Annotated in this window: 21 protein-coding genes, 1 tRNA gene and 3 pseudogenes; 11 read left to right on the top strand and 14 right to left on the bottom strand. The window is 69.2% G+C overall.

Annotated features, from left to right (window positions below; genetic code table 11):
- Positions 1 to 76: 76 nt before the first annotated feature.
- Both V8690_RS24025 and V8690_RS24030 read right to left on the bottom strand, forming a co-directional pair.
- On the bottom strand, positions 77 to 604 hold the full coding sequence (locus V8690_RS24025) for a hypothetical protein (protein ID WP_338781954.1): 528 nt from the start codon (positions 602 to 604) through the stop codon (positions 77 to 79).
- Between the two features lie 19 nt (positions 605 to 623).
- Positions 624 to 983, bottom strand: a complete 360-nt coding sequence (locus V8690_RS24030; protein ID WP_338785439.1) for a NucA/NucB deoxyribonuclease domain-containing protein — start codon at positions 981 to 983, stop codon at positions 624 to 626.
- Between V8690_RS24030 and V8690_RS24035 the strand changes: the two are divergent.
- Both V8690_RS24035 and V8690_RS24040 read left to right on the top strand, forming a co-directional pair.
- Positions 876 to 1,097 (top strand): annotated as a pseudogene (locus V8690_RS24035) (transposase); the annotation flags it as partial. The gene V8690_RS24030 and the pseudogene V8690_RS24035 sit on opposite strands and share 108 nt — an antisense overlap.
- Positions 1,098 to 1,114: 17 nt before the next feature.
- On the top strand, positions 1,115 to 1,987 hold the full coding sequence (locus V8690_RS24040; protein ID WP_338781955.1) for an IS3 family transposase: 873 nt from the start codon (positions 1,115 to 1,117) through the stop codon (positions 1,985 to 1,987).
- A gap of 115 nt (positions 1,988 to 2,102) precedes the next feature.
- On the opposite strand, the pseudogene V8690_RS24045 reads toward V8690_RS24040, so the two are convergent.
- Positions 2,103 to 2,273 (bottom strand): annotated as a pseudogene (locus tag V8690_RS24045) (transposase); the annotation flags it as partial.
- A gap of 288 nt (positions 2,274 to 2,561) precedes the next feature.
- Here V8690_RS24045 and V8690_RS24050 point away from each other — a divergent pair.
- Positions 2,562 to 2,858, top strand: a complete 297-nt coding sequence (locus tag V8690_RS24050) for a hypothetical protein (protein ID WP_338781956.1) — start codon at positions 2,562 to 2,564, stop codon at positions 2,856 to 2,858.
- Between the two features lie 476 nt (positions 2,859 to 3,334).
- On the opposite strand, the gene V8690_RS24055 is transcribed toward V8690_RS24050, so the two are convergent.
- From V8690_RS24055 to V8690_RS24065, 3 genes are all read right to left on the bottom strand, one after another.
- On the bottom strand, positions 3,335 to 3,805 hold the full coding sequence (locus V8690_RS24055) for a Pycsar system effector family protein (RefSeq protein WP_338781957.1): 471 nt from the start codon (positions 3,803 to 3,805) through the stop codon (positions 3,335 to 3,337).
- A 63-nt stretch (positions 3,806 to 3,868) separates the two neighbouring features.
- Entirely contained in the window at positions 3,869 to 4,756 is an 888-nt protein-coding gene (locus tag V8690_RS24060) for an IS3 family transposase (RefSeq protein WP_338781958.1), read from the bottom strand.
- Positions 4,753 to 5,052 (bottom strand): transposase, encoded by a 300-nt coding sequence (locus tag V8690_RS24065; RefSeq protein WP_338781960.1) that lies wholly within the window; start codon positions 5,050 to 5,052, stop codon positions 4,753 to 4,755. Before V8690_RS24065 ends, V8690_RS24060 begins: the two co-directional genes overlap by 4 nt.
- Before the next feature lie 100 nt (positions 5,053 to 5,152).
- On the opposite strand from V8690_RS24065, the gene V8690_RS24070 reads away from it, so the two are divergent.
- The gene (locus V8690_RS24070; RefSeq protein WP_338781962.1) at positions 5,153 to 6,049 is read left to right on the top strand and encodes a site-specific integrase; all 897 of its coding nucleotides are present in this window, start codon (positions 5,153 to 5,155) and stop codon (positions 6,047 to 6,049) included.
- An 83-nt stretch (positions 6,050 to 6,132) separates the two neighbouring features.
- Here the strand turns inward: V8690_RS24070 and V8690_RS24075 are convergent.
- From V8690_RS24075 to V8690_RS24085, 3 genes are all read right to left on the bottom strand, one after another.
- Positions 6,133 to 6,206, bottom strand: a tRNA-Pro gene (locus tag V8690_RS24075).
- Between the two features lie 47 nt (positions 6,207 to 6,253).
- Positions 6,254 to 7,027, bottom strand: a complete 774-nt coding sequence (locus V8690_RS24080; protein WP_338781964.1) for a Pr6Pr family membrane protein — start codon at positions 7,025 to 7,027, stop codon at positions 6,254 to 6,256.
- A gap of 87 nt (positions 7,028 to 7,114) precedes the next feature.
- Positions 7,115 to 8,041 (bottom strand): metallophosphoesterase, encoded by a 927-nt coding sequence (locus V8690_RS24085; RefSeq protein ID WP_338781965.1) that lies wholly within the window; start codon positions 8,039 to 8,041, stop codon positions 7,115 to 7,117.
- A gap of 147 nt (positions 8,042 to 8,188) precedes the next feature.
- On the opposite strand from V8690_RS24085, the gene V8690_RS24090 reads away from it, so the two are divergent.
- The gene (locus V8690_RS24090; RefSeq protein ID WP_338777454.1) at positions 8,189 to 9,007 is read left to right on the top strand and encodes an IS5 family transposase; all 819 of its coding nucleotides are present in this window, start codon (positions 8,189 to 8,191) and stop codon (positions 9,005 to 9,007) included.
- A gap of 83 nt (positions 9,008 to 9,090) precedes the next feature.
- Positions 9,091 to 9,555 (top strand): GatB/YqeY domain-containing protein, encoded by a 465-nt coding sequence (locus V8690_RS24095; protein ID WP_184986437.1) that lies wholly within the window; start codon positions 9,091 to 9,093, stop codon positions 9,553 to 9,555.
- A gap of 85 nt (positions 9,556 to 9,640) precedes the next feature.
- On the opposite strand, the gene V8690_RS24100 is transcribed toward V8690_RS24095, so the two are convergent.
- Positions 9,641 to 11,923 carry a transglycosylase domain-containing protein gene (locus V8690_RS24100; RefSeq protein WP_338781966.1) on the bottom strand — a complete coding sequence of 761 codons (2,283 nt, stop codon included), beginning with the start codon at positions 11,921 to 11,923 and terminating at the stop codon, positions 9,641 to 9,643.
- Between the two features lie 408 nt (positions 11,924 to 12,331).
- On the opposite strand from V8690_RS24100, the gene wblA reads away from it, so the two are divergent.
- Positions 12,332 to 12,670 carry a transcriptional regulator WblA gene (gene wblA, locus V8690_RS24105; RefSeq protein WP_031115994.1) on the top strand — a complete coding sequence of 113 codons (339 nt, stop codon included), beginning with the start codon at positions 12,332 to 12,334 and terminating at the stop codon, positions 12,668 to 12,670.
- 226 nt (positions 12,671 to 12,896) lie between these two features.
- Here wblA and V8690_RS24110 read toward each other — a convergent pair.
- Together V8690_RS24110 and V8690_RS24115 are read right to left on the bottom strand one after the other, a co-directional pair.
- Positions 12,897 to 14,325: pseudogene (locus V8690_RS24110) on the bottom strand (ArsA family ATPase).
- 70 nt (positions 14,326 to 14,395) lie between these two features.
- Entirely contained in the window at positions 14,396 to 15,373 is a 978-nt protein-coding gene (locus tag V8690_RS24115) for an ArsA-related P-loop ATPase (protein ID WP_338781968.1), read from the bottom strand.
- A gap of 130 nt (positions 15,374 to 15,503) precedes the next feature.
- Here V8690_RS24115 and V8690_RS24120 point away from each other — a divergent pair, with 130 nt between their 5' ends.
- The 4 genes from V8690_RS24120 to V8690_RS24135 all read left to right on the top strand — a co-directional run bounded on the left by V8690_RS24120 (position 15,504) and on the right by V8690_RS24135 (position 17,901).
- The gene (locus V8690_RS24120) at positions 15,504 to 15,662 is read left to right on the top strand and encodes a DUF4177 domain-containing protein (protein WP_003991873.1); all 159 of its coding nucleotides are present in this window, start codon (positions 15,504 to 15,506) and stop codon (positions 15,660 to 15,662) included.
- A complete protein-coding gene (locus V8690_RS24125) occupies positions 15,662 to 16,123 on the top strand; it encodes a RidA family protein (RefSeq protein ID WP_020271809.1) in 462 nt (153 codons plus the stop codon). Before V8690_RS24120 ends, V8690_RS24125 begins: the two co-directional genes overlap by 1 nt.
- A gap of 72 nt (positions 16,124 to 16,195) precedes the next feature.
- Positions 16,196 to 17,074, top strand: coding sequence for an NUDIX hydrolase (locus tag V8690_RS24130; protein WP_338781972.1), 879 nt, complete (start codon positions 16,196 to 16,198; stop codon positions 17,072 to 17,074).
- Positions 17,071 to 17,901, top strand: a complete 831-nt coding sequence (locus tag V8690_RS24135) for an MBL fold metallo-hydrolase (protein WP_338781973.1) — start codon at positions 17,071 to 17,073, stop codon at positions 17,899 to 17,901. The genes V8690_RS24130 and V8690_RS24135 overlap by 4 nt, the downstream gene beginning before the upstream one ends.
- On the opposite strand, the gene V8690_RS24140 is transcribed toward V8690_RS24135, so the two are convergent.
- Both V8690_RS24140 and V8690_RS24145 read right to left on the bottom strand, forming a co-directional pair.
- Positions 17,898 to 18,725 carry a nucleotidyltransferase domain-containing protein gene (locus V8690_RS24140; protein WP_338781975.1) on the bottom strand — a complete coding sequence of 276 codons (828 nt, stop codon included), beginning with the start codon at positions 18,723 to 18,725 and terminating at the stop codon, positions 17,898 to 17,900. The two genes, V8690_RS24135 and V8690_RS24140, sit on opposite strands and share 4 nt — an antisense overlap.
- Positions 18,726 to 18,887: 162 nt before the next feature.
- A complete protein-coding gene (locus tag V8690_RS24145; RefSeq protein ID WP_010031945.1) occupies positions 18,888 to 19,562 on the bottom strand; it encodes a Crp/Fnr family transcriptional regulator in 675 nt (224 codons plus the stop codon).
- Between the last annotated feature and the right edge of the window lie 409 nt (positions 19,563 to 19,971).

Genomic DNA, 19,971 nt, shown 5'->3' on the forward strand with positions numbered 1-19,971 from the left:
AGCGCGCATCATGCCAGCGTTCGCAGTCATCAAGGCGGGTCCTTCGAGGCGGCTGTCACACCGGCCCGTACGGATTTCAGAGGTCGTCTTCATCGACGGGTTCGAGCTCGCGGGTGTAGGCGAGGTCGAGGACGTAGCGTTCGGTGACTGGGCAGTTGTTCCAGGCTTCGGTGAGCTGGTCTTCGGGGGAGTCGTCGGTGAGTTGGTCGAGGGTGGTGTTGTAGTAGTCGGCTGCTGCTTGGCGGTTCTGCCACCAGGCGTGGCCTTCATAGACGCCGGGGCGGGGCAGGGTGATCTCGTCGGCGGGTCCGCGGTCGAGTTGGCCGACGACCAGGACGCCTGTCTCGGATTCGAGGCTGACGTCGGTGTGGCCTTCGGCCTCGGCGGGCGGGGTGGGTGGGGTGTCCCAGATGCGGATCGTCATCTGGACTTTCATGTCCGGTTGCAGGCTGAGGAGGTACAGGTGGTAGCCGTTGCCGGCCACCACCTGTGTCTCCGCGGCGTCCATGGCTGCTTCGTCGCCGAGGTAGGCGTCCGCGTCGTAGACCTCCAGCACGCGGCGGCCGGGGGTAGCGGTGACGTTGTGTTCGGCGAGAAGCGCCATGGTCAGTGGTGTCTTCCTGCTAGTTGGTGATCTTCACGTAGAAGGGATCGTCGTCCAGGACGCGGTTGAGGGTGTACATCTCGTTGAGGCGCTCTCCGCCCTTGCGGTTGTCCTTGCCGTCGATCAGCCGGACGGAGAAGCGGTTGTCGCCCTTGGTGGATCCTTCCTTGGTGGAGGCGAAGGGGTACTCGTCGCACTCCAGGCCGCTGCCGGCGTAGTCGCCCCAGACCTTCTTTCTCATCGCTCGTTCACGCTGGAGTTCAAGGCGGAGATCGTCGAGCTGTGTCGACGCGGTGACCGCTCGGTCGGTCAGATCGCCAAGGACTTCGATCTGACCGAGACCGCGGTGCGTGACTGGGTGAAGCAGGCCGAGGTCGATGCGGGCGAGCGGGACGGTCTGACCAGCAGCGAACGCGAGGAGCTGGCCGCACTGCGGCGGGAGAACCGCCGTCTGCGTGAGGACGTCGACATCCTCAAGCGGGCCACGGCTTTCTTCGCGAAGGAGACCCGGTGACGGTGCACCCGTTCATCGAGGCGGAGAAGCGTGCAGGTCACAGCGTCAAACGAGCGTGTGAGCTGCTGAAGGTCTCCCGGACCGCCTTCTATGCCCGCCGCGCTGCCAAGCCTGGCCCCCGCGCGGTCCGTGACGCCGAGCTGGCGGAACAGATCGCCGACGTCCACACGAGATCGCGGGGAACCTACGGCGCCCCGCGCGTCCATGCCGTGCTCAAGCGGGCAGGCGCCGGATGTGGCCGCCGACGTGTCGCGCGGCTGATGCGGGCTGCCGGCCTGCAGGGCCGACACCGCAGACGACGGCACCTGACGACGATCCCCGATCCACGAGCTGCCCTGCGGCCCGATCTCGTCGTCCGGGACTTCCAGCCCGACCCCGCCGGTCTGGATTCCCGCTGGTGCGGCGACATCACCTATATCGCCACGGAGGAGGGCTGGCTCTATCTGGCCACCGTCATCGACATCGCCTCCCGTCGCGTGGTCGGCTGGGCGACGGCCGACCACCTGCGGACCGATCTGGTCGCCGATGCCCTCACGGCCGCCTGTCGGAAGCGCCGTCCCACCCGGCCGTTGATCTTTCACTCGGATCGTAACTGTCAGTACACCAGCCAGCAATTCGCCGCGCTGGCAGGCCAGTTGGGGGTGTGTCTGTCGGTCGGTCGCACCGGACAGTGCTGGGACAACGCACTCACCGAGTCGTTCTTTGCCACCATCAAGAGGGAGTTGCTCGACTCCATCTCCTGGCCCAGCCGGGCCGCCGCCCGCACCGCGATCTTCGATTTCACCGAGGGCTGGTACAACTTGCACCGTCTGCACAGCAGCCTCGGCTATCGCAGTCCCGCCGAGTACGAGACCGCATTCGCAGCCTGACCACCACACCGTTGGTGTCCGCCAAAGCGGAACAAGCTCACACCTGCTGTGGTGGTCCGCTGGCGTTCGCGGGCGTCCGCTGTTGTTCGCTGGCGTTGTCACGCAGTTACTGGCCCTAACAAAGCCTTTGAACGTGTCGGTGAGTGATCAGGCAGACGGCAAGTCCGAGGAAGGCTTCGTGGATGTCGTCGCGTCGTTCCCACCGGATGCGCAAGCGGCGAAAGCCATGCAGCCAGGAGATCGTCCGCTCGACGACCCATCGGAAGGTGCCCAGACCGGTGCCGTGCGGCTGTCCCCGGGGCTCACTGATGCCCACGCGGCGGCAGATTCATGGCCCGGACGCCTCGGCCGCGTCGTATCGCTCGACTGCTTGCCAGATCGGCACACATCGTGCCTGTACAGAGTCCACCCCGGATTCGGCGCCGGTCGACCTTCCTTTGATCTACGAGGCTTGCGGCTGTTTGTGCCACGCGGTACCCGACCCGTCTCGGGGCGGGGATGACGCAGCGAGGGACTCGGCATCCAGCGGCGCGTCGGTGCCCACCATCGAGGCCACCGGCGGGGGAGTGCAGCGATGACGACACGAGACGAACTGAGGCTTCTACCCTGGGCGGGGCCGGACGGCAAGCCGTGCTACCTGAGCACAGATGACCAAGGCGGTTACGTGTCCCGCCTGGCGGACCACATCGAGGCGTATCAACTCGGGATGGCGTCCCAGCTGCTGGAGCACGCACGTCAGGTACTCGACGACGAGACCGACGATCTGGAGGAGTTGCACCTTTTCGCCGGCCAACTGACCGGTGCCTTGCGGGACGTGCTGCGCGTCGCGACCAGCCGCGGATGCAGGCCGGTGGCGCCTGGGCGCCCCTGAGAGGGCTGAGCTGTAGCGGTGTGTGATGCGGGGAGCCTCGGACACGGCCCGGGGCTCCCCGTTCCCGTCCGGCGTGCCCTTGGCGCGCCTGGTAGGGCTGATCTCTATGAACACCGCTTTAGGAGTTCGATCCGAGCCCGCTCCGGCTGCTGCCGTCGCCTGGAGCGACGGCCGGACCGGGGCGCTGGGGTACGCCCCCGTCCGGCGTCGTTGATGTCAGCCGTGGATGTCAGGTCGCCCCTCGATGCGAACTACGGGCGGAACGGTCGCCGAGGTCTTTTCGGCTGTTCGGCCGTGGTTCTGTGGTCGATGCTGGTCGGCCGCGGTCACGGTGGTTGCTGTACTTCGCTGCTGTACAGCAGGATCTGCGCGGGGTGAATAGTGGACCGCGACCAGCTTGCTCGGCTGCTTTGGTACGGGACCGGTTAAGCACGAGACGTCTTGGCTCTGGATGCCTATGCACCTGCCGTTGTCCACTACATGACCAGGACCGCAGCGACGGCCAGCAGGGCGAGTGAGACGAACAGCAAGTCGATCGCGTAACGGACGAGCCGATGTGTGGCGACAGCGTGGGCAGACAAGACGGCTAGGCGTTGTGCGCGAGCTGAATTGAGCGATGACGCGGCTAGCTCTGCCTCGAGGTCGTCCGGGCGCTCGACATAGGCTGCATACCGCTGTGCGTCGAATCGTGCCGTCGGGGCGAAGCGCGGACGGACAGCCCAGAGCAGTAGCGATACGGCACAGCCTGTAGGAAGCGCCGCAGCCCATACGAAGGCAGCCGCGGTTGCTGTCAGTCCTGTCTGTGCCGCTGCGATCACCACGGCCAAAGCCGCACCGAAAAGTGCCAACAGCATCGAGGCTTGGGTTTCAATGCGGGCTAGCTCTGCGCGCACTGCTTCGGTGGCCTCGGTGATCTGCGTAGAGGGATTTCCTGGGGCGTTAGCCATGGTCTCCTACCTGACAACGTAGTCTGAGGCTGAAGTTTCCCCGTGATCTTGGACACTCGTCGGTTATGCCGCGAGGGCGTGTTGGTGCCGCTGCCTGGTCTCGGCCGGGGTGAGGTAGCCGAAGGTCTTGTGCTTGCGCAGGCGGCGGCGGTTGTAGAAGGTCTCGATGAAGGTGAAGACCTCGGCGCGGGCGGTGGCCCGGTCGGGCCAGATGCGGGTGCCGATCTCTTCCTTGAGCAGGGCCCAGAAACTCTCCGCGGCCGCGTTGTCGAAGCAAGATCCGGTGCGTCCGCAGCTGTTCTGCAGTCCCAACTCCCTTATTCGGTCGCAGAACTGAGTCGAGGTGTATTCGCTGCCGCGGTCACTGTGGATCACGCAGCCGGGCTCCAGGCCGCCTCGGCCGTAGGCCATGTCGAGGGCGTCCACGACGAGTTCTGCGCGGTGGTGATCAGCCATGGCATAACCGACGACCTCGCGGGTGGCCAGGTCCAGCCAGCAGGCGAGGTAGAGCCAGCCCTCGGCAGTGGGCAGGTAGGTGATGTCGCCGACCAGCTTGATCCCGGGCCGCTCGGCGTGGAAGTCGCGGCCGATCAGGTCAGGGGCCGGCTTCGCCTTCTTGTCGGGCCGGGTCAACGAGCGGCGCTTGCGCCGGGTGACGCCTCGGATGTCGCGCTCGCGCATCACGCGGGCGATGCGCTTGCGGTTCACCCGCCGCCCCAGACGCCGCAGTTCGGCGTGGATGCGCGGGACACCGTAGGTGCGGCGGGAGGCGACGTGCAGCACCGTGATCTCGTGCGCGAGCGCGTCGTCGGCGGCCTGCCGGGCATGGCGGGCGGCCCCGCCCTCGCGCCACGCGTAGTAGGAGGAGCGGGCGACGTGCAGCACCCGGCACAACAGAACGATCGGGTAGTTCGCCTTCTCCGCATGGATGAACCGGCACAACTCGCTCACCGGTCGTTCTCCTTCACGAAGAAGGCGGTCGCTTTTTTCAGGATCTCGATCGTCTGCTGCTGCTCGCGGTTCTCCCGCCGCAGCCGCTTGAGCTCCTCGCGCTCGGCACTGCTCAATTCGCCGGGAGCGCCCTCGCCCTGCTCCGCCTTCGCCTTGCGGTACCAGCCGCGCAGGGACTCGGAGCTGATGCCGAGTTCCCTGGCGACCGCCGTGACCGTCTTGCCCGAGGAGTCGACGAGCGCGATCGCGTCCCGCTTGAACTCTTCGGTGTACCGCTTCGTGTACTTGCTTCCCACCTGGTGCTACTTCCCCTGGAACCTCAGGTCCCAGTCTCCAGGTGTCCACGATCAAGGGGAAGGTTCACGTGACGCCCAGACCGTCAGCAAGAACCGCTCGATGGCGAACAAGCACCTGATCCCGTTCATCGGCAAGGCCAAGCTGAAGGAACTCAGCGCGGATGACGTCGACGACTGGTTGGACGACAGGGCCGAATTCCTCGCGACGCGGAGCCTGCGCGACCTGCTCGCCATCCTGCGCCGCTCCATCGCGCACGCTCAGCGCCGGGACAAGGCCGCTCGGAATGTCGCCCTACTCGTCACCGCACCTGAGGGGCGCCCAGGCCGTCCGAGCAAGGCACTGAACCTGGAGCAGGCGAAAGCCGTGCTCATCGCCGCGCGCCCGTCACGGCTGTACGCCTACCTCGTGCTCTCGCTCCTCAGTGGCGTGCGCACGGAAGAGGCGCGGCCCCTAACGTGGGATCACGTTTTCCTGGAGACGAAGGACGGCGTCCCGGCGCACGTCGCCGTGTGGCGCTCCGTGCGCAAGCACGGCGAAACCAAGACCAGGAAGAGCCGCCGGACCATCGCTCTGCCGAAGCAGGTAGTCGACGTCCTCGAAGAGCACATGCGACGGCAGAAGCAGGAACGAGCATCGAGAGGGATGGAGTGGAGCCCCACGGGGCGTGTCTTCACGACCCGGACCGGCGAGCCGCTCGACGCGGCCAACGTCCGGCGAGACTTCAAGGCCATCGTGAAGCGGGCCGGACTGAAGCCTGAGTGGACGCCTCGGGAGCTCCGACACAGCTTCGTCTCTCTGCTATCCGATCACGGCATCCCGCTGGAGACCATCGCCCTGTTGGTCGGTCACAGCAGCCAGGCGACCACAGAGGCGGTCTACCGCAAACAGCTCCGTCCCGTGATCACCAAGGGAGCCGAAGCGATGGATGACATCTTCGCTGAAGATCAGAAAAGGGAGGAGACGGAAGACCTGGAGGAGGGCGACGCGGTGGCCTGATCAAAATCGTTTGGCCCCCTGTTTGGCCCCCCGGGTATGACAGAGGGCACCTACGGACGTCCGTAAGTGCCCTCTGACCAGCGTCGGGGTGGCGGGATTTGAACCCACGACCTCTTCGTCCCGAACGAAGCGCGCTGCCAAGCTGCGCTACACCCCGATGTCGCTGCTGTCGCGGCGACGACGTTTACTTTAGCCCACTGGTGGCTAGAGACGAAATCCGGTTTTCCAGAGGTGGCGCAGGGGGTTCGGGCGGGCATGGTCGAGGGCCACGAGGAGGAGCGCGAGGGCGTAAAAGGAGAGGCCCAGGAGGAGGGCGTTGCCGAGGACCTTCTTGTAGCCGTCCTGGTCGACGTCCAGGAAGGGGTAGAGGTAGCGGTCGGGGGTGCCCGGGAGGAGGAGTTCGCCTCGGGTGAGGGAGAAGGCCAGGTAGGCCAGGGGGTAGAGGAGCCAGGTGCTGGCCTGGCGCAGGAGCAGGCGGCCGGGGGCCGTGAGCAGGAGCCAGTCCAGTACGGCCGCGATCGGGGTCAGCGTGTGGAGGGTGTGGTGGGCGACGGCCTGCCAGCCCGTCGGAGCGGCGGCGGCCTCGCCCGCGAGGGAGAAGGGGCTCGCCTCGTTCACCAGGAGCAGGTGGTGCACCAGGGCCGCGATGACGACGTAGAGCAGGGTCGCGCCCAGGACGGCGCCTGGTAGCGGGCGGCCGGCCGTCCACGCGCGGCGGGCCGAGAGGGCCATGACCAGCGCGAGCAGGATGTTGCTCTGGGTCGCGAAGTGGGCCAGCGTCCGGGACGGGTCACCCAGGAGTAGGTCGAGCGTCACGCCGGCGGCCGCCGCCAGGGCGACCAGCAGGCGGAAGGCCGCGGCCGCCGGGCGGCGGACCGGGGGGATGACGGCCGTGGCGGGGACGGGGGAGGGCTTCAGCGCGGACTTGCCCGGAATCGCGGGGAGGTCCGGTATGTCCCTGGGTATCGGGGCGGTCATTCCCCCACGCTGACAGAAGCGGACATAGGGGGCGATGCGGGCGGGCTGTGTGGGTTAACGGGCCCCTGCCCGTGGAGCGGCTCCCCGCTACTCCCGCCCCACCAGCGTCAGCAGTGTCGCCTCCGGCGGGCACGCGAACCGTACCGGTGTGTAGCGGTTCGTGCCGCAGCCCGCCGAGACGTGCAGGTACGCCGTACGACCCTCCGCCGTGTGCGTGGAGAGACCCTTCACACGGTCCGTGTCCAGGTCGCAGTTGGTGACCAGGGCGCCGTAGAACGGGATGCACAGCTGGCCGCCGTGGGTGTGGCCGGCCAGGATCAAGGGGTAGGCGTCGGCCGTGAAGGCGTCCAGGGTGCGCAGGTACGGCGCGTGGACCACGCCCATGGAGAAGTCGGCGGAACCCGACGGGCCGCCGGCCACCTGGTCGTAGCGGTCCCGCTTGATGTGCGGGTCGTCCAGGCCTGTCAGCTCCAGCGAGACGCCCTCGACCTTGAGCGTGCCGCGCGTGTTCGTCAGATTCAGCCAGCCCGCCGTGTCGAAGGCGTCCCGCAGGTCCTCCCACGGGTTGTGCACCACGCCGACGGCCGGCGGGTTGCCGTTCAGGCCGTGGCGGCCCTGGGCCTTTTCGAACAGGTAGCGGGCGGGATTGCGCAGCTTGGGGCCGTAGTAGTCGTTGGAGCCGAAGACGTACGCGCCCGGGAACTCCATCAGGGGGCCGAGCGCGTCCAGGACCTCCGGGACGCCCTCCGGGTCGGAGAGGTTGTCACCCGTGTTGATCACGAGGTCGGGGCGCAGGCCCGCCAGGGAGCGCAGCCAGCGCTGCTTCTTGCGCTGACCGCTGACCATGTGGATGTCGGAGACCTGCAACACGCGCAGGGGGCGCATACCCGAGGGCAGGATTGGGACCGTGACCCGGCGGAGGCGGAAGGAGCGGGCCTCGAAGCCCGCCGCGTACAACAGACCGGCGGCACCAGCCGCCGCGATTCCCAGGGGGACTCCGTATCGCGCGCGCATACGGCCATCGTGTCAGATCGCGCCGGTCGCCTGCGCCCGGCGGTGCCCGAAACCCCCCGACGACACCGGCCCTTAGGGGTCCTTGCAGAAAGATCTACTTGTGGCACGGTGGAGGTGGACGTGATCCCGTGCTTTGTGGGGGTGACCATGACACGGCGGAAGCCGTGGGAGGTCAGCGACGAGTTGTGGGCGGTGATCGAGCCGCTGCTGCCGAAGCATGAGCGGCGGTTCCGGTATCCGGGGCGCAAGCGGATCGATGACCGCAAGACGCTCCAGGGCGTGCTGTTCGTCCTCTACACCGGGATCCAGTGGGAGTACCTGCCGCAGGAGTTGGGGTTCGGTTCCGGTCCTACCTGTTGGCGGCGGCTGGCCGAATGGCAGCAGGCCGGGGTGTGGGAGGAACTCCAGCGGGTGCTGCTGGACCGGTTGCGGGCGGCGGACCGCCTGGACTTCTCCCGCGTCACCGTTGACGCCTCGCACGTGCAGGCCAAGCGGGGGCGAAGCAGCCCAAAAGTCGGTCCGAGTCCGGTTGACCGTGCGCGGCCGGGCTCGAAGCATCACGTGCTGACCGAGGCGCACGGTATCCCTCTGCGGGTGTCGTTGACGGGTGGGCACCGCAACGACGTCACGCAGCTCCTGCCGCTGGTCGACGGCGTGCCGCCGGTGCGGGGCAAGCGGGGCAGGCCTAGGCGCAAGCCCCGGGCGTTGTATGCCGACCGCGGGTACGACCACGACAGTTACCGCCGCCGACTGCGCGAGCGCGGCATCGTCCCGAAGATCGCCCGGCGCGGACAGCCCCATGGCTCGGGCCTGGGCCGGGTGCGATGGGTCGCTGAGTCCGCCATCGCCTGGCTCCACGGCCCACGCCGCTTACGGACCCGCTGGGAAACCCGAGACGACATGCACGACGCCTTCCTCCAGCTCGCTCACTGCATGACCCTCGCCCGCAAGAACCCAGCATTCTGAAAGGACCCCTTAGGCAGTGCCTCGAGCCGCCGCCCCGCAAATCAAGGGGCGCCTTTCCGCCCGCACCTGCGACAATCAACCCCATGACCACGCTCAAGTCGAAGCTTCAGGATGACCTCAACGCCGCGATCAAGGAGCGCGACGAGCTGCGCTCCTCGACGCTCCGGCTGACGCTCGCCGCGATCACCAAGGAGGAGGTCGCGGGCAAGGAGAAGCGCGAGCTCTCCGACGACGAGGTGCAGAAGGTGATCACTCGCGAGGCGAAGAAGCGGCGTGAGGCGGCCGAGGCCTTCGCGCAGGGTGGTCGTGCCGAGCAGGCCGAGCGGGAGAAGGCGGAGGGTGAGGTGCTCGCCGAGTACCTGCCCAAGCAGCTGTCCGACGAGGAGCTCCAGCAGATCGTGGCCCAGGCGGTCGAGGAGGCCAGGGCGGCCGGTGCCGAGGGGCCGCGGGCCATGGGCGCCGTCATGAAGATCGTGAACCCGAAGGTGGCAGGCCAGGCCGAGGGCGGCCGCGTCGCCGCCGCGGTGAAGAAGCTGCTGGCCGGCTGACCAGCCCTTCGGCTGGACCGGCGAGGGGCGGCCCCTCCTTCCGAAAGGGAAGGAGGGGCCGCCCCTGTTCCGTCACGCCGGCGGCTCAGCCGAACCGGCCGCCGTTCCCGTTTCCGCCCCCGTTGCCCTGACCCCGGAAGAACCCCTCCGGGATGGAGAACGAAGGCGTCGGGAAGGGCTGGTCGCCCCCGCCGCCGTTGTTGCCGCCGACCAGGCCGCCGATGAGGCCGTTGCCGTTGTCCCCGTCGTCGCGGCCCTCGTCGTCGCCGTTCCCGTCGCCGCGGTCCCGGTCGACGCCGTCGGGGATGTGGACGGTGTTGAAGTCCTCGACGGGCTTGCCTTCCAGTGCGCCGTTCATCATGTCGCCCCAGATCGGGCCGGGGACCTCACCACCGAAGACCTTGTCGTACGACCGGCCGCCGATGGTGATGTTGGTCATCTTCCGCTTGTGTGCGGGGTCGCCGACCCACACGGCGCCGGCCATGTTCGGCGTGTAGCCCACGAACCAGGCCGCGTAGCGCTCGTCCGTCGTACCGGTCTTGCCGGCACTGGGACGGCTGTCGAGGCCGGCCTTCTTACCCGTACCGTCCTCGACGACGCCCCGCAGCAGTGCATTGACGGTGTCGGCGGTCTTCTCCGACATCGCACGCGAGCAGGTGGACTTCGGGACCGGGAGCGACTTCGTCTGGTCGCCGACGCGCTGGGTGACCGACTCGATGGCGACCGGCGTGCAGTGCATCCCGCGCGAGGCGAAGGTCGCGTACGCGTTCGCCATGGTCAGCGGGGACATCTCCTGGGTGCCGAGGGCGATGGAGGGCACCTGGGGCATCTTGTCGCCGTCGGCCCGCACGACGCCCATCTTCTTCGCCATCGTCGTGACCGGACAGATGCCGATGTCGCTGATCATCTGCACGTAGTAGGTGTTGACCGACTTGGCGGTCGCTTCCTTCATGTCGTACGGCCCGACCTCGGACTCGTTCTCGTTCTCGAGCCTGGCGGGGTTGGTCCGGCTGTTCTTCCAGGTCTTGCCGTCGCAGGCGGAGACCGGGCTCGGGTAGGCCATCTGGTACGGCGAGGAGTACACCTTGTTCGCCGGCATGCCGCCCTCGAGGGCCGCGGCGGCCACGATCGGCTTGAACGTCGAACCGGGCTGGTAGCCCATGCCGCCGCCCATCGACTGGTCGACGGAGAGGTTGATCTGCGTCTCGTTCTTGCCGAAGCCGTACGGACGCGACTGGCCCATGGCAAGGACCTTGCCGGTGCCGGGCTGGACGAGGGTGGCGGCGGTGGCCACGTCGTCACTCTTGTAGACGTGGTCCTTGATGGACGCCTGTGCCGCGTCCTGGGCCTGGGGGTCCATGGTGGTGCGGATGGTGAGGCCGCCCTGGTTCCAGACCTTCGCCCGCTCCTCCTTGGTCTTGCCGAAGACCGGGTCGTTCAGGAAGACCTCGCGCACGTAGTCGCAGAAGAAGCCCGCGCCCTTGGTCGCCGTGATGCAGCCGTTCCTGGGCTTGCTGACCTTCAGGCCCAGCGGCGCCTTCATCGCCTCGGCGGCCTGCGCCCGGGAGATGTCGCCGACCTCGGCCATGCGCCTGAGCACGATGTTGCGGCGCTTGGTGGCCTCCGCCCCGTCGTTGACCGGGTCGTACCGGCTGGGCGACTGGACGATGCCGGCGAGGAGGGCCGCCTCCTGGACGTTCAGGTCCTTGGCCGACTTGGAGAAGTAGCGCTGGGCCGCGGCCTCGACGCCGTAGGCCTGCTGGCCGAAGAACGTGATGTTCAGGTAGTTCTCGAGGATCTTCTTCTTCCCGAGCTCCTCCTCGACCTGGATCGCGTACTTCAGTTCGCGGATCTTACGGCCGATGGTCTGCTGGGTGGCCTGCGCGACCTTCGTCGGGTCGTCGCCGGCCTCCTCGACGAAGACGTTCTTCACATACTGCTGCGTCAGGGTCGAGGCGCCCTGGGCGACCTCGCCGCTGCGCGCGTTCTTGTTGAGGGCGCGCAGGACGCCCTTCAGGTCGACAGCGCCGTGCTGGTAGAAGCGCGAGTCCTCGATCGCGACGATCGCCTTCTGCATGTACGGCGAGATGTCCTTGAGGGGGACCACCGTGCGGTCGCGCGAGTAGACCGTGGCGATCTGGCCGCCGTCGGCGTCGAGGATCGTGGTGCGCTGACTCAGGGGCGGGGTCTTCATGTTGGCCGGGAGCTCGTCGAAGCTCTCGACCGATCCCTTCGCCGCCAGCCCCAGCGCGCCCACCGCGGGCAGCGCGATACCGGCCAGCACGGCTCCCGCGAGAACACTGACACCGAGGAACTTGGCGGCCTGCTGCGTGGGTGACAGACCACCGCCCGAGCGCTTCTTTGGCATGAGGGCAGCCTACGTTCTCATTCGCCGGACAGGCGTATAGGCGTTGGCCTAAGCTGCTCTCAACTGTCACAGCAGTGAGGCCACGTATCAATACGTCCGGCGACCCCGAATCGTTCCGGGTGTCCCCCAACTTTTTTGGTGGGGTCGTGTCCGAATCCGCCTTGTGTGTCATAGGGCGTCCGTTGTGACGCAGCTGAACTGTCCTGGTTTGCCGGGAAGGTTACGTATGTCGCCAGGTCACTCCCCCGGGTGATCTGCCGCTTACCCATAGTCCGTTCGGACCATTCAAGATTGGGCCCGCTGGGGGTGTTGCGCTGTGCCCACCTTCCGTAACGTCCTCAACTGGCGGCGGTGAATATGCCGCTGCCGCCGTGGGGGAGCCTCGATTCGGGAGAGGACGGCGCCGGTATGGGCTGGGTAACCGACTGGAGTGCGCAGGCGGCCTGCCGCACTACCGATCCGGATGAACTGTTCGTTCAAGGAGCAGCGCAGAACAGGGCCAAGGCGGTGTGCACCGGATGCCCGGTGCGCACGGAGTGCCTGGCCGACGCGCTGGACAACCGCGTCGAGTTCGGCGTGTGGGGAGGCATGACGGAGCGGGAACGCCGCGCACTGCTGCGCAGGCGGCCCACGGTGACCTCCTGGCGCCGGCTGCTGGAGACCGCGCGCTCGGAGTACGAGCGCGGCACGGGGGTCGTTCCCCTCGACGACGACGAGGTCTACGAGAACTACGCGGCGGTGAGCTGAGGGGTTCCCCCGGGGGCTCCTCGGGGCTCAGGTCGGGGCTCAGGGTCCTCCAAGGAGACAGGCCCGTTGGCAGCGCCGGGTCGCCCTCAGGCACGCGCGTCGGCTTGAGCACGCGCGTCGGCCCAGGCGCTCGCGTCGAGCTCAGGGCCGCTCGCTTGTTCTCAGGCACGCGCATCGGGCGCTTCAGGCACGCGCATCGGGCGCTTCAGGCACGCGCATCGGGCGCTCAGGCGGTCGCCTCAGGCCGGGCGCCCGCCTCGGGTGGCTCGCTGTCGGGCAGCTCGGTCTCGGGCAGTTCGCGCTCGTTCGCCGCGAGCCGGTCGCCGATGTCGCGCAGTCCCGCGAGGTCGTGCACATCGCCGGGCAGCGCGCCCACTTCCGTCACGGCCACCTCGGGGTGGAGCGCGGTGAAGCGGTCACGCGTGCGCTGCTCACGGGAGAGCATCTGCATACGTTCGGCGTGCAGCCTCAACAGGCCTGCCGTGAGCTGGTCGACGGAGCGCTCGGTGTTCTCGATGTTCTGGGCGTCCTCGGCGTCCTCGGCGGGGGAGCCACCGTCAGAAGCCGGAGCAGCGGCCGGAGCTGGTGATTCGGGTGTGGGAGAGCCTGAATTGCCGTACGTTTCGGGGGAGTTACGAAGTACTGCTTTCCCGCCCTCCTGATCCACAATGCGAGGCTCTTCAAGATTTTCCGCGGCGGCGAGCGCCCGCTCGGCCGACAGGCCAGGCGCCGCTGCCGTGGACCCGGTTGAGCACCAGCCCGGCGAGCGGCATGTCCTCCGCCGCCAGCCGCTCCACGAAGTACGCGGCCTCGCGCAGCGCGTCCCGCTCCGGGGCCGCGACCACGAGGAACGCCGTGCCGGGGGCCTGGAGCAGCTTGTACGTCGCGTCCGCGCGGGTGCGGAACCCGCCGAAGGTCGTGTCCATCGCGGACACGAACGTCTGGACGTCCTTGAGGAGCTGGCCGCCGAGCAGCTTGCCGAGGGTGCCGGTCATCATCGACATCCCGACGTTCAGGAACTTCATCCCGGCGCGGCCGCCCAGCTTCGCCGGCGCCGTCAGAAGCCGGATCAGCCGCCCGTCCAGGAACGACCCGAGCCGCTTGGGCGCGTCCAGGAAGTCCAGCGCCGAGCGGGACGGCGGGGTGTCGACGATGATCAGGTCCCACTCGTCCCGGGCCCGCAGCTGCCCGAGCTTCTCCATCGCCATGTACTCCTGCGTGCCCGCGAAGCCCGCCGAGAGCGACTGGTAGAAGGGGTTGCCCAGGATCGCGGCGGCCCGCTCGGGGTCCGCGTGCGCCTCGACGATCTCGTCGAACGTGCGCTTCATGTCGAGCATCATCGCGTGCAGCTCGCCGCCCGCGGAGTCGTCGATGCCCTTCACCCGGCGCGGGGTGTTGTCGAGGGAGTCGATGCCCATGGACTGGGCGAGCCGGCGGGCCGGGTCGATGGTGAGGACGACGACCTTGCGGCCCCGCTCGGCCGCGCGCAGTCCCAGGGCCGCCGCCGTCGTGGTCTTGCCGACCCCGCCCGAGCCGCAGCACACCACGATGCGGGTCTTCGGATCCTCCAGCAGCGGGTCGATGTCGAGCACGCGCGCGGGGGACAGGTGGTGGCGGGCCGGGTCGTGGGTGTGGGCCGGGTCCGGACGACTCATGACATCCCCTGCTTCCGACTCATGACGGGCCTTGCCTGTGTGCTGTTCCGGGGGCCGCGGGCTGCCCGGCTCATGACACGCCCTGCTCGCGCAGGTCGCGGGCCAGCTCGTACAGCCCCGCCAGGTCCATGCCCTCGGCGAACAGCGGCAGTTCGTGCAGCGGCAGGCCCAGCTCGGCGAGCACCGCGCGCTGCTCGTGCTCCAGCGTGTACCGCTCGGCGTACTCCTCGGCCTGCGTGAGCAACGGATCCACCAGCCGCTCCGCGCGCCCGCCGCGCCTCGCCCCGCCGAGCCCGGCGGAGGACAGCGACCGCGCAACCGTGGAACGCGGGACCGTCCGTACGAGTTCCAGGTCGGCCGCGTCCAACACCTGCGGCCGCACCATGTTCACGATGATCCGCCCCACCGGCAGCCGCGCCGACCGCAGCTCGGCGATGCCGTCCACGGTCTCCTGGACGGGCATCTCCTCCAGCAGCGTCACCAGGTGCACGGCCGTCTCCGGCGACTTCAGCACCCGCATCACGGCTTGTGCCTGATTGTGTATCGGGCCGATCTTGGCGAGGCCGGCGACCTCGTCGTTGACGTTGAGGAAACGCGTGATGCGGCCGGTGGGCGGGGCGTCCATGACGACGTAGTCGTACGCGAACCGCCCGCTGCGGTCCTTGCGCCGCACCGCCTCGCACGCCTTGCCGGTGAGGAGTACGTCCCTCAGCCCGGGCGCGATGGTGGTGGCGAAGTCGATCGCGCCGAGCTTCTTCAGGGCCCGTCCGGCACCGCCCAGCTTGTAGAACATCTGGAGGTAGTCCAGAAGGGCCAGTTCGGGGTCGATGGCCAGCGCGTACACCTCCCCGCCCCCGGGAGCGACGGCGATCTTCCGCTCCTCATAAGGCAGCGCTTCCGTTTCGAAGAGCTGCGCGATGCCCTGACGGCCCTCGACCTCGACGAGAAGCGTCCGCTTCCCTTCCGTGGCCAGGGCCAGCGCTAGGGCCGCGGCCACCGTGGTCTTGCCGGTACCGCCCTTGCCACTGACGACCTGGAGCCTGCTCACGTATTCGAGCCTAACCAGTCCGTGCCCGGGCTGCGCGGGAGGCTGTGGACAACCGTCGCCGTGGAGGGCGGACGAGCGGGGGCGTGGTCGGCTTCGTGACCCCTCTCCGGCAGCGGCTAGAGTCGGCCGCATGACCAAGTGGGAATACGCAACCGTGCCGCTGCTCGTCCACGCCACGAAGCAGATTCTGGACACCTGGGGCGAGGACGGCTGGGAGCTCGTCCAGGTCGTGCCCGGGCCGAACAACCCCGAGCAGCTCGTGGCCTACCTGAAGCGGGAGAAGCAGTAATGAGCGCCGTCGAGGCGAAGCTGGCCGAGCTCGGCCTGACCCTGCCCGACGTCGTCCCGCCGCTCGCCGCGTACCAGCCGGCCGTGCAGTCCGGGCCGTACGTGTACACGGCCGGGCAGCTCCCGATGGTGGAGGGCAAGCTTCCGGTCACCGGCAAGGTCGGTGCCGAGGTCACCCCGGAGGAGGCCAAGGAACTGGCGCGTACCTGCGCGCTGAACGCCTTGGCCGCCGTCAAGTCCGTCGCCGGTGACCTGGACCGCATCGCGCGCGTGGTGAAGGTCGTCGGCTTCGTGGCCTCGGCCTCGGACTTCACGGGCCAGCCCGCGGTGCTGAACGGCGCCAGCGAGCTGCTCGGCGAGGTCCTCGGCGACAAGGGCGTGCACGCGCGCAGCGCGGTGGGCGTGGCGGTGCTGCCGCTGGACGCACCGGTGGAGGTCGAAATCCAGGTGGAGCTCGCGTAGCTGCGGCGTCGCCTCCGAAGCCTTCCGAGGAGTCACTCGAACATCCGCCCGTCACGGGATAGCCTCGCGCCCATGGCGAACGGTCAGTGGTACCCACTGGAGTGGCCGGACCGCATCCGCGCACTCGCGGCCGGCACCCTCACCCCGGTAACCCCGAAGCGCGCGGCCACCGTCATGCTCCTGAAGGACACCGGCACCGGCATCGCCGTCCACATGCTGCGCAGACGCGCCTCCATGGCCTTCGCCTCAGGCGCGTACGCGTATCCGGGCGGCGGCGTCGACCCCCGGGACGACGACCACCAGGTCCGCTGGTCGGGCCCCACGCGTGCGTGGTGGGCGGACCGGCTCGGTGTCGACGAGACGACGGCACAGGCGATCGTCTGCGCGGCCGTGCGGGAGACGTACGAGGAGACGGGCGTGCTGCTCGCCGGCCCGACGCCCGACTCGGTCGTCGGCGACACCACCGGCGCCGACTGGGAAGCCGACCGTGCCGCCCTGGTCGCCCGGGACCTGTCCTTCGCGGAGTTCCTGGACCGCCGCGGCCTGGCGCTGCGCTCCGACCTGCTCGGTGCCTGGACGCGCTGGATCACCCCGGAGTTCGAGGCCCGCCGCTACGACACCTGGTTCTTCGTGGCCGCCCTCCCGGAGGGGCAGCGCACCCGCAACGCCTCCACGGAGGCCGACCGTACGGTGTGGATCGCCCCGGACGAGGCGGCCGCCGGGTACGACAAGGGCGAGCTGCTGATGATGCCGCCGACCATCGCGACCCTGCGTCAGCTGGCGGCGTACGAGACGGCCGCCCAGGCGCTCGCGGCCGCCCCGGGGCGTGACCTCAGGCCCGTCCTGGCCACCGCCCGCCTGGTGGACGGCGAGATCGTGCTCTCCTGGCCGGGCCACGACGAGTTCACCAAGCACATCCCGAACGCCCCGACCGGTGGAGCCACCGCATGACGGACGCAGCAGCCCTTCCCGGCCGGCCTCGCGGCGGGGTCCTCTCGGGGCCCGCCACCGCGCGGGCCGTCAACGTCCTGGCCCCCAACCCGTCGGCGATGACCCTGGACGGCACGAACACCTGGATCCTCTCCGAGCCCGGCTCGGACCTCGCTGTCGTGGTCGACCCGGGCCCGCTCGACGACGGGCACCTGCGCCATGTCGTCGCCGCGGCCGAGCAGGCCGGCAAGCGGGTCGCCCTGACCCTGCTGACCCACGGTCATCCCGACCACGCGGCGGGCGCCGGCCGGTTCGCCGAACTGACCGGCACGCGCGTGCGTGCGCTCGATCCGGCACTGCGGCTGGGCGACGAGGGCCTGGCCGCCGGAGACGTGATCACCACCGGCGGCCTGGAGCTGAGGGTCGTGCCCACCCCCGGCCACACCGCCGACTCCCTCTCCTTCCATCTCCCGGCCGACCGGGCGGTCCTGACCGGTGACACGATCCTGGGCCGCGGGACGACGGTCGTGGCCCACCCCGACGGCCGTCTCGGCGACTACCTGGACTCGCTGAGGCGCCTCAGGTCCCTCACGGTCGACGACGGCGTCCACACGGTCCTGCCGGGCCACGGACCGGTCCTGGAGGACGCCCAGGGCGCCGTCGAGTACTACCTCGCCCACCGCGCCCACCGCCTCGCCCAGGTGGAAACGGCCTTCGAGGACGGCTACCGCACCCCCGGGGAAGTCGTCGCCCACGTCTACGCCGACGTCGACCGCTCCCTGTGGCCGGCGGCGGAACTGTCGGTGCGGGCGCAGCTGGACTACCTGGAGGAGCACGGGCTGATCTAGCCCCGGCCCGGCCTCGGCGTCTTGACCCCGTGCACGCGCGCGTACTCGTCGGCGAGCCAGGGCCCCAGGTCGTCGGCGTACGACGCCAGGACGGCGGGGTCACCCGTGGGCTCACGGCCCAGGACGGCCGCGGCCCGCACCTGTTCGGCCCGCTCGGGGTAGTACCCGGCGAACGCCTCGGCCATCTCCCGCAGATCGCTGGTCCAGCCGTTCCAGCGAGGCATGACCAGGGTGAAGCCCGTACGCACGAGGTGCCGGGACATGAAGCGGACGAGGGGACGGCGGGCCTCGTCGGTGTTGTCGGCCTCGGCGATCCGCCGGCGCCAGCGCGGGAGCAGCAGGGCCAGGTCGCCGTTGGTCTCACGGGCCAGGAGCGTGTCGGGACGGTAGTGCGGCAGGTGCGCGGCGAGGTCCTCACCCAGCAGCGGTGTGCACAGGCAGGCGACGAACCATCCCAGGTCGTACCGCTCCAGGTCGCTCAACAGCCGCGCCCGGCTGTACAGCAGCGTCCCGTGCCCGTCGAGCTGCTCGAACTCCTCGTCCAGCGCCGCCCCGAGGGCACGGGCGTCGGCCCGGTCCGTGTCGGTCGGCTCCTCGCGCAAGGCGAGCAGCAGGTCGAGGTCGCTTCGCCCCACGCGCGCGGTGCCGCGCGGAATCGACCCGTAGAGGTACGCGCTGTGCAGCCGCGCCCCGAACACGTCGGTCAGCCGCTCCCCGGCCGCGGCGACGACCGGACGGAAGGCGTCGGGCACGCACGCGAGGGAGCCTTCCCTGGCGATGAACCCCTGTGTGTCGAGTCCGGGGCGGTGAACGGTTCCGGCCATGCGTTCACCGCGCCGTGAGGGTTCTGGGCATGCGCTCACTGTGCCGTGCGGGGGATGCCGGCGCGGCTCATTTTCCGCGCCGCCTCATGAGGGGGTACGACGTCGGGCCCCGTCCCGCGAGGAGACAGGGCCCGACGACGTACGGCCAGGGGTGTGTGCGCGTCAGCGCGAGCGCTTGGCGAGGCGTTCCACGTCCAGGAGGATCACCGCGCGGGCCTCCAGGCGCAGCCAGCCACGCTGGGCGAAGTCCGCCAGTGCCTTGTTGACCGTCTCGCGGGACGCACCGACCAGCTGGGCCAGCTCCTCCTGCGTGAGGTCGTGGACCACGTGAATGCCCTCCTCGGACTGCACGCCGAACCGGCGGGAGAGGTCCAGCAGGGCGCGGGCGACACGGCCCGGGACGTCCGAGAAGACGAGGTCGGACATCGCGTCGTTGGTCTTGCGCAGCCGGCGCGCGACGGCGCGCAGGAGCGCCGTGGCCACCTCGGGGCGGGCGTTCAGCCAGGGCTGGAGGTCGCCGTGGCCGAGGCCGAGCAGCTTGACCTCGGTCAGCGCCGTGGCGGTCGCGGTGCGCGGGCCCGGGTCGAACAGCGACAGCTCGCCGATGAGCTCGCCGGGGCCGACCACGGCCAGCATGTTCTCGCGGCCGTCGGGGGACGTGCGGTGGAGCTTGACCTTCCCCTCCGTGACCACGTACAGGCGGTCGCCGGGGTCACCCTCGTGGAACAGCGAGTCGCCGCGCGCGAGGGTCACCTCACTCATGGAGGCGCGGAGCTCCGCGGCCTGCTCGTCGTCGAGCGCCGCGAAGAGCGGATTGCGCCGCAGAACGTCGTCCACGAGTTCTCTCCTTGTCGACCTGCTCAGGGGCGTTCGCCCCCGCGTACCAAGGCACCGTGGTGCCCATTTTGCCTGACGGTCCAAACAGTGTGATCTGTCACAAGGATGCCGCACACGTGTCCCGGGGTACGCGGCAGGGGTCCAATTGGGCGCCGATCTTCGGGGCCCGGGGCGGATGTCGGTGCCGGGCCTTAGGCTGGCCGGGTGTCCAAATCGCCGGTGAGAGCACAGGCCGAGGGGGCTGCGCGGGTGGTTGTACGTCGCGATTCCGCTGTGGGCGAACAGAGCCCCGATGGCGGTAGGAAAACGGCGAAAGCGACAGGGGAGGCGACGCCTTCCGGGAAGTCGACGCCGGCGAAGAAGGCGCTTGCCGGGAAGGCCGGGGCCGCGAGTAAGCAGGCATCCGCGA

The sequence above is a fragment of the Streptomyces sp. DG1A-41 genome (assembly GCF_037055355.1).
GTDB lineage: Bacteria > Actinomycetota > Actinomycetes > Streptomycetales > Streptomycetaceae > Streptomyces.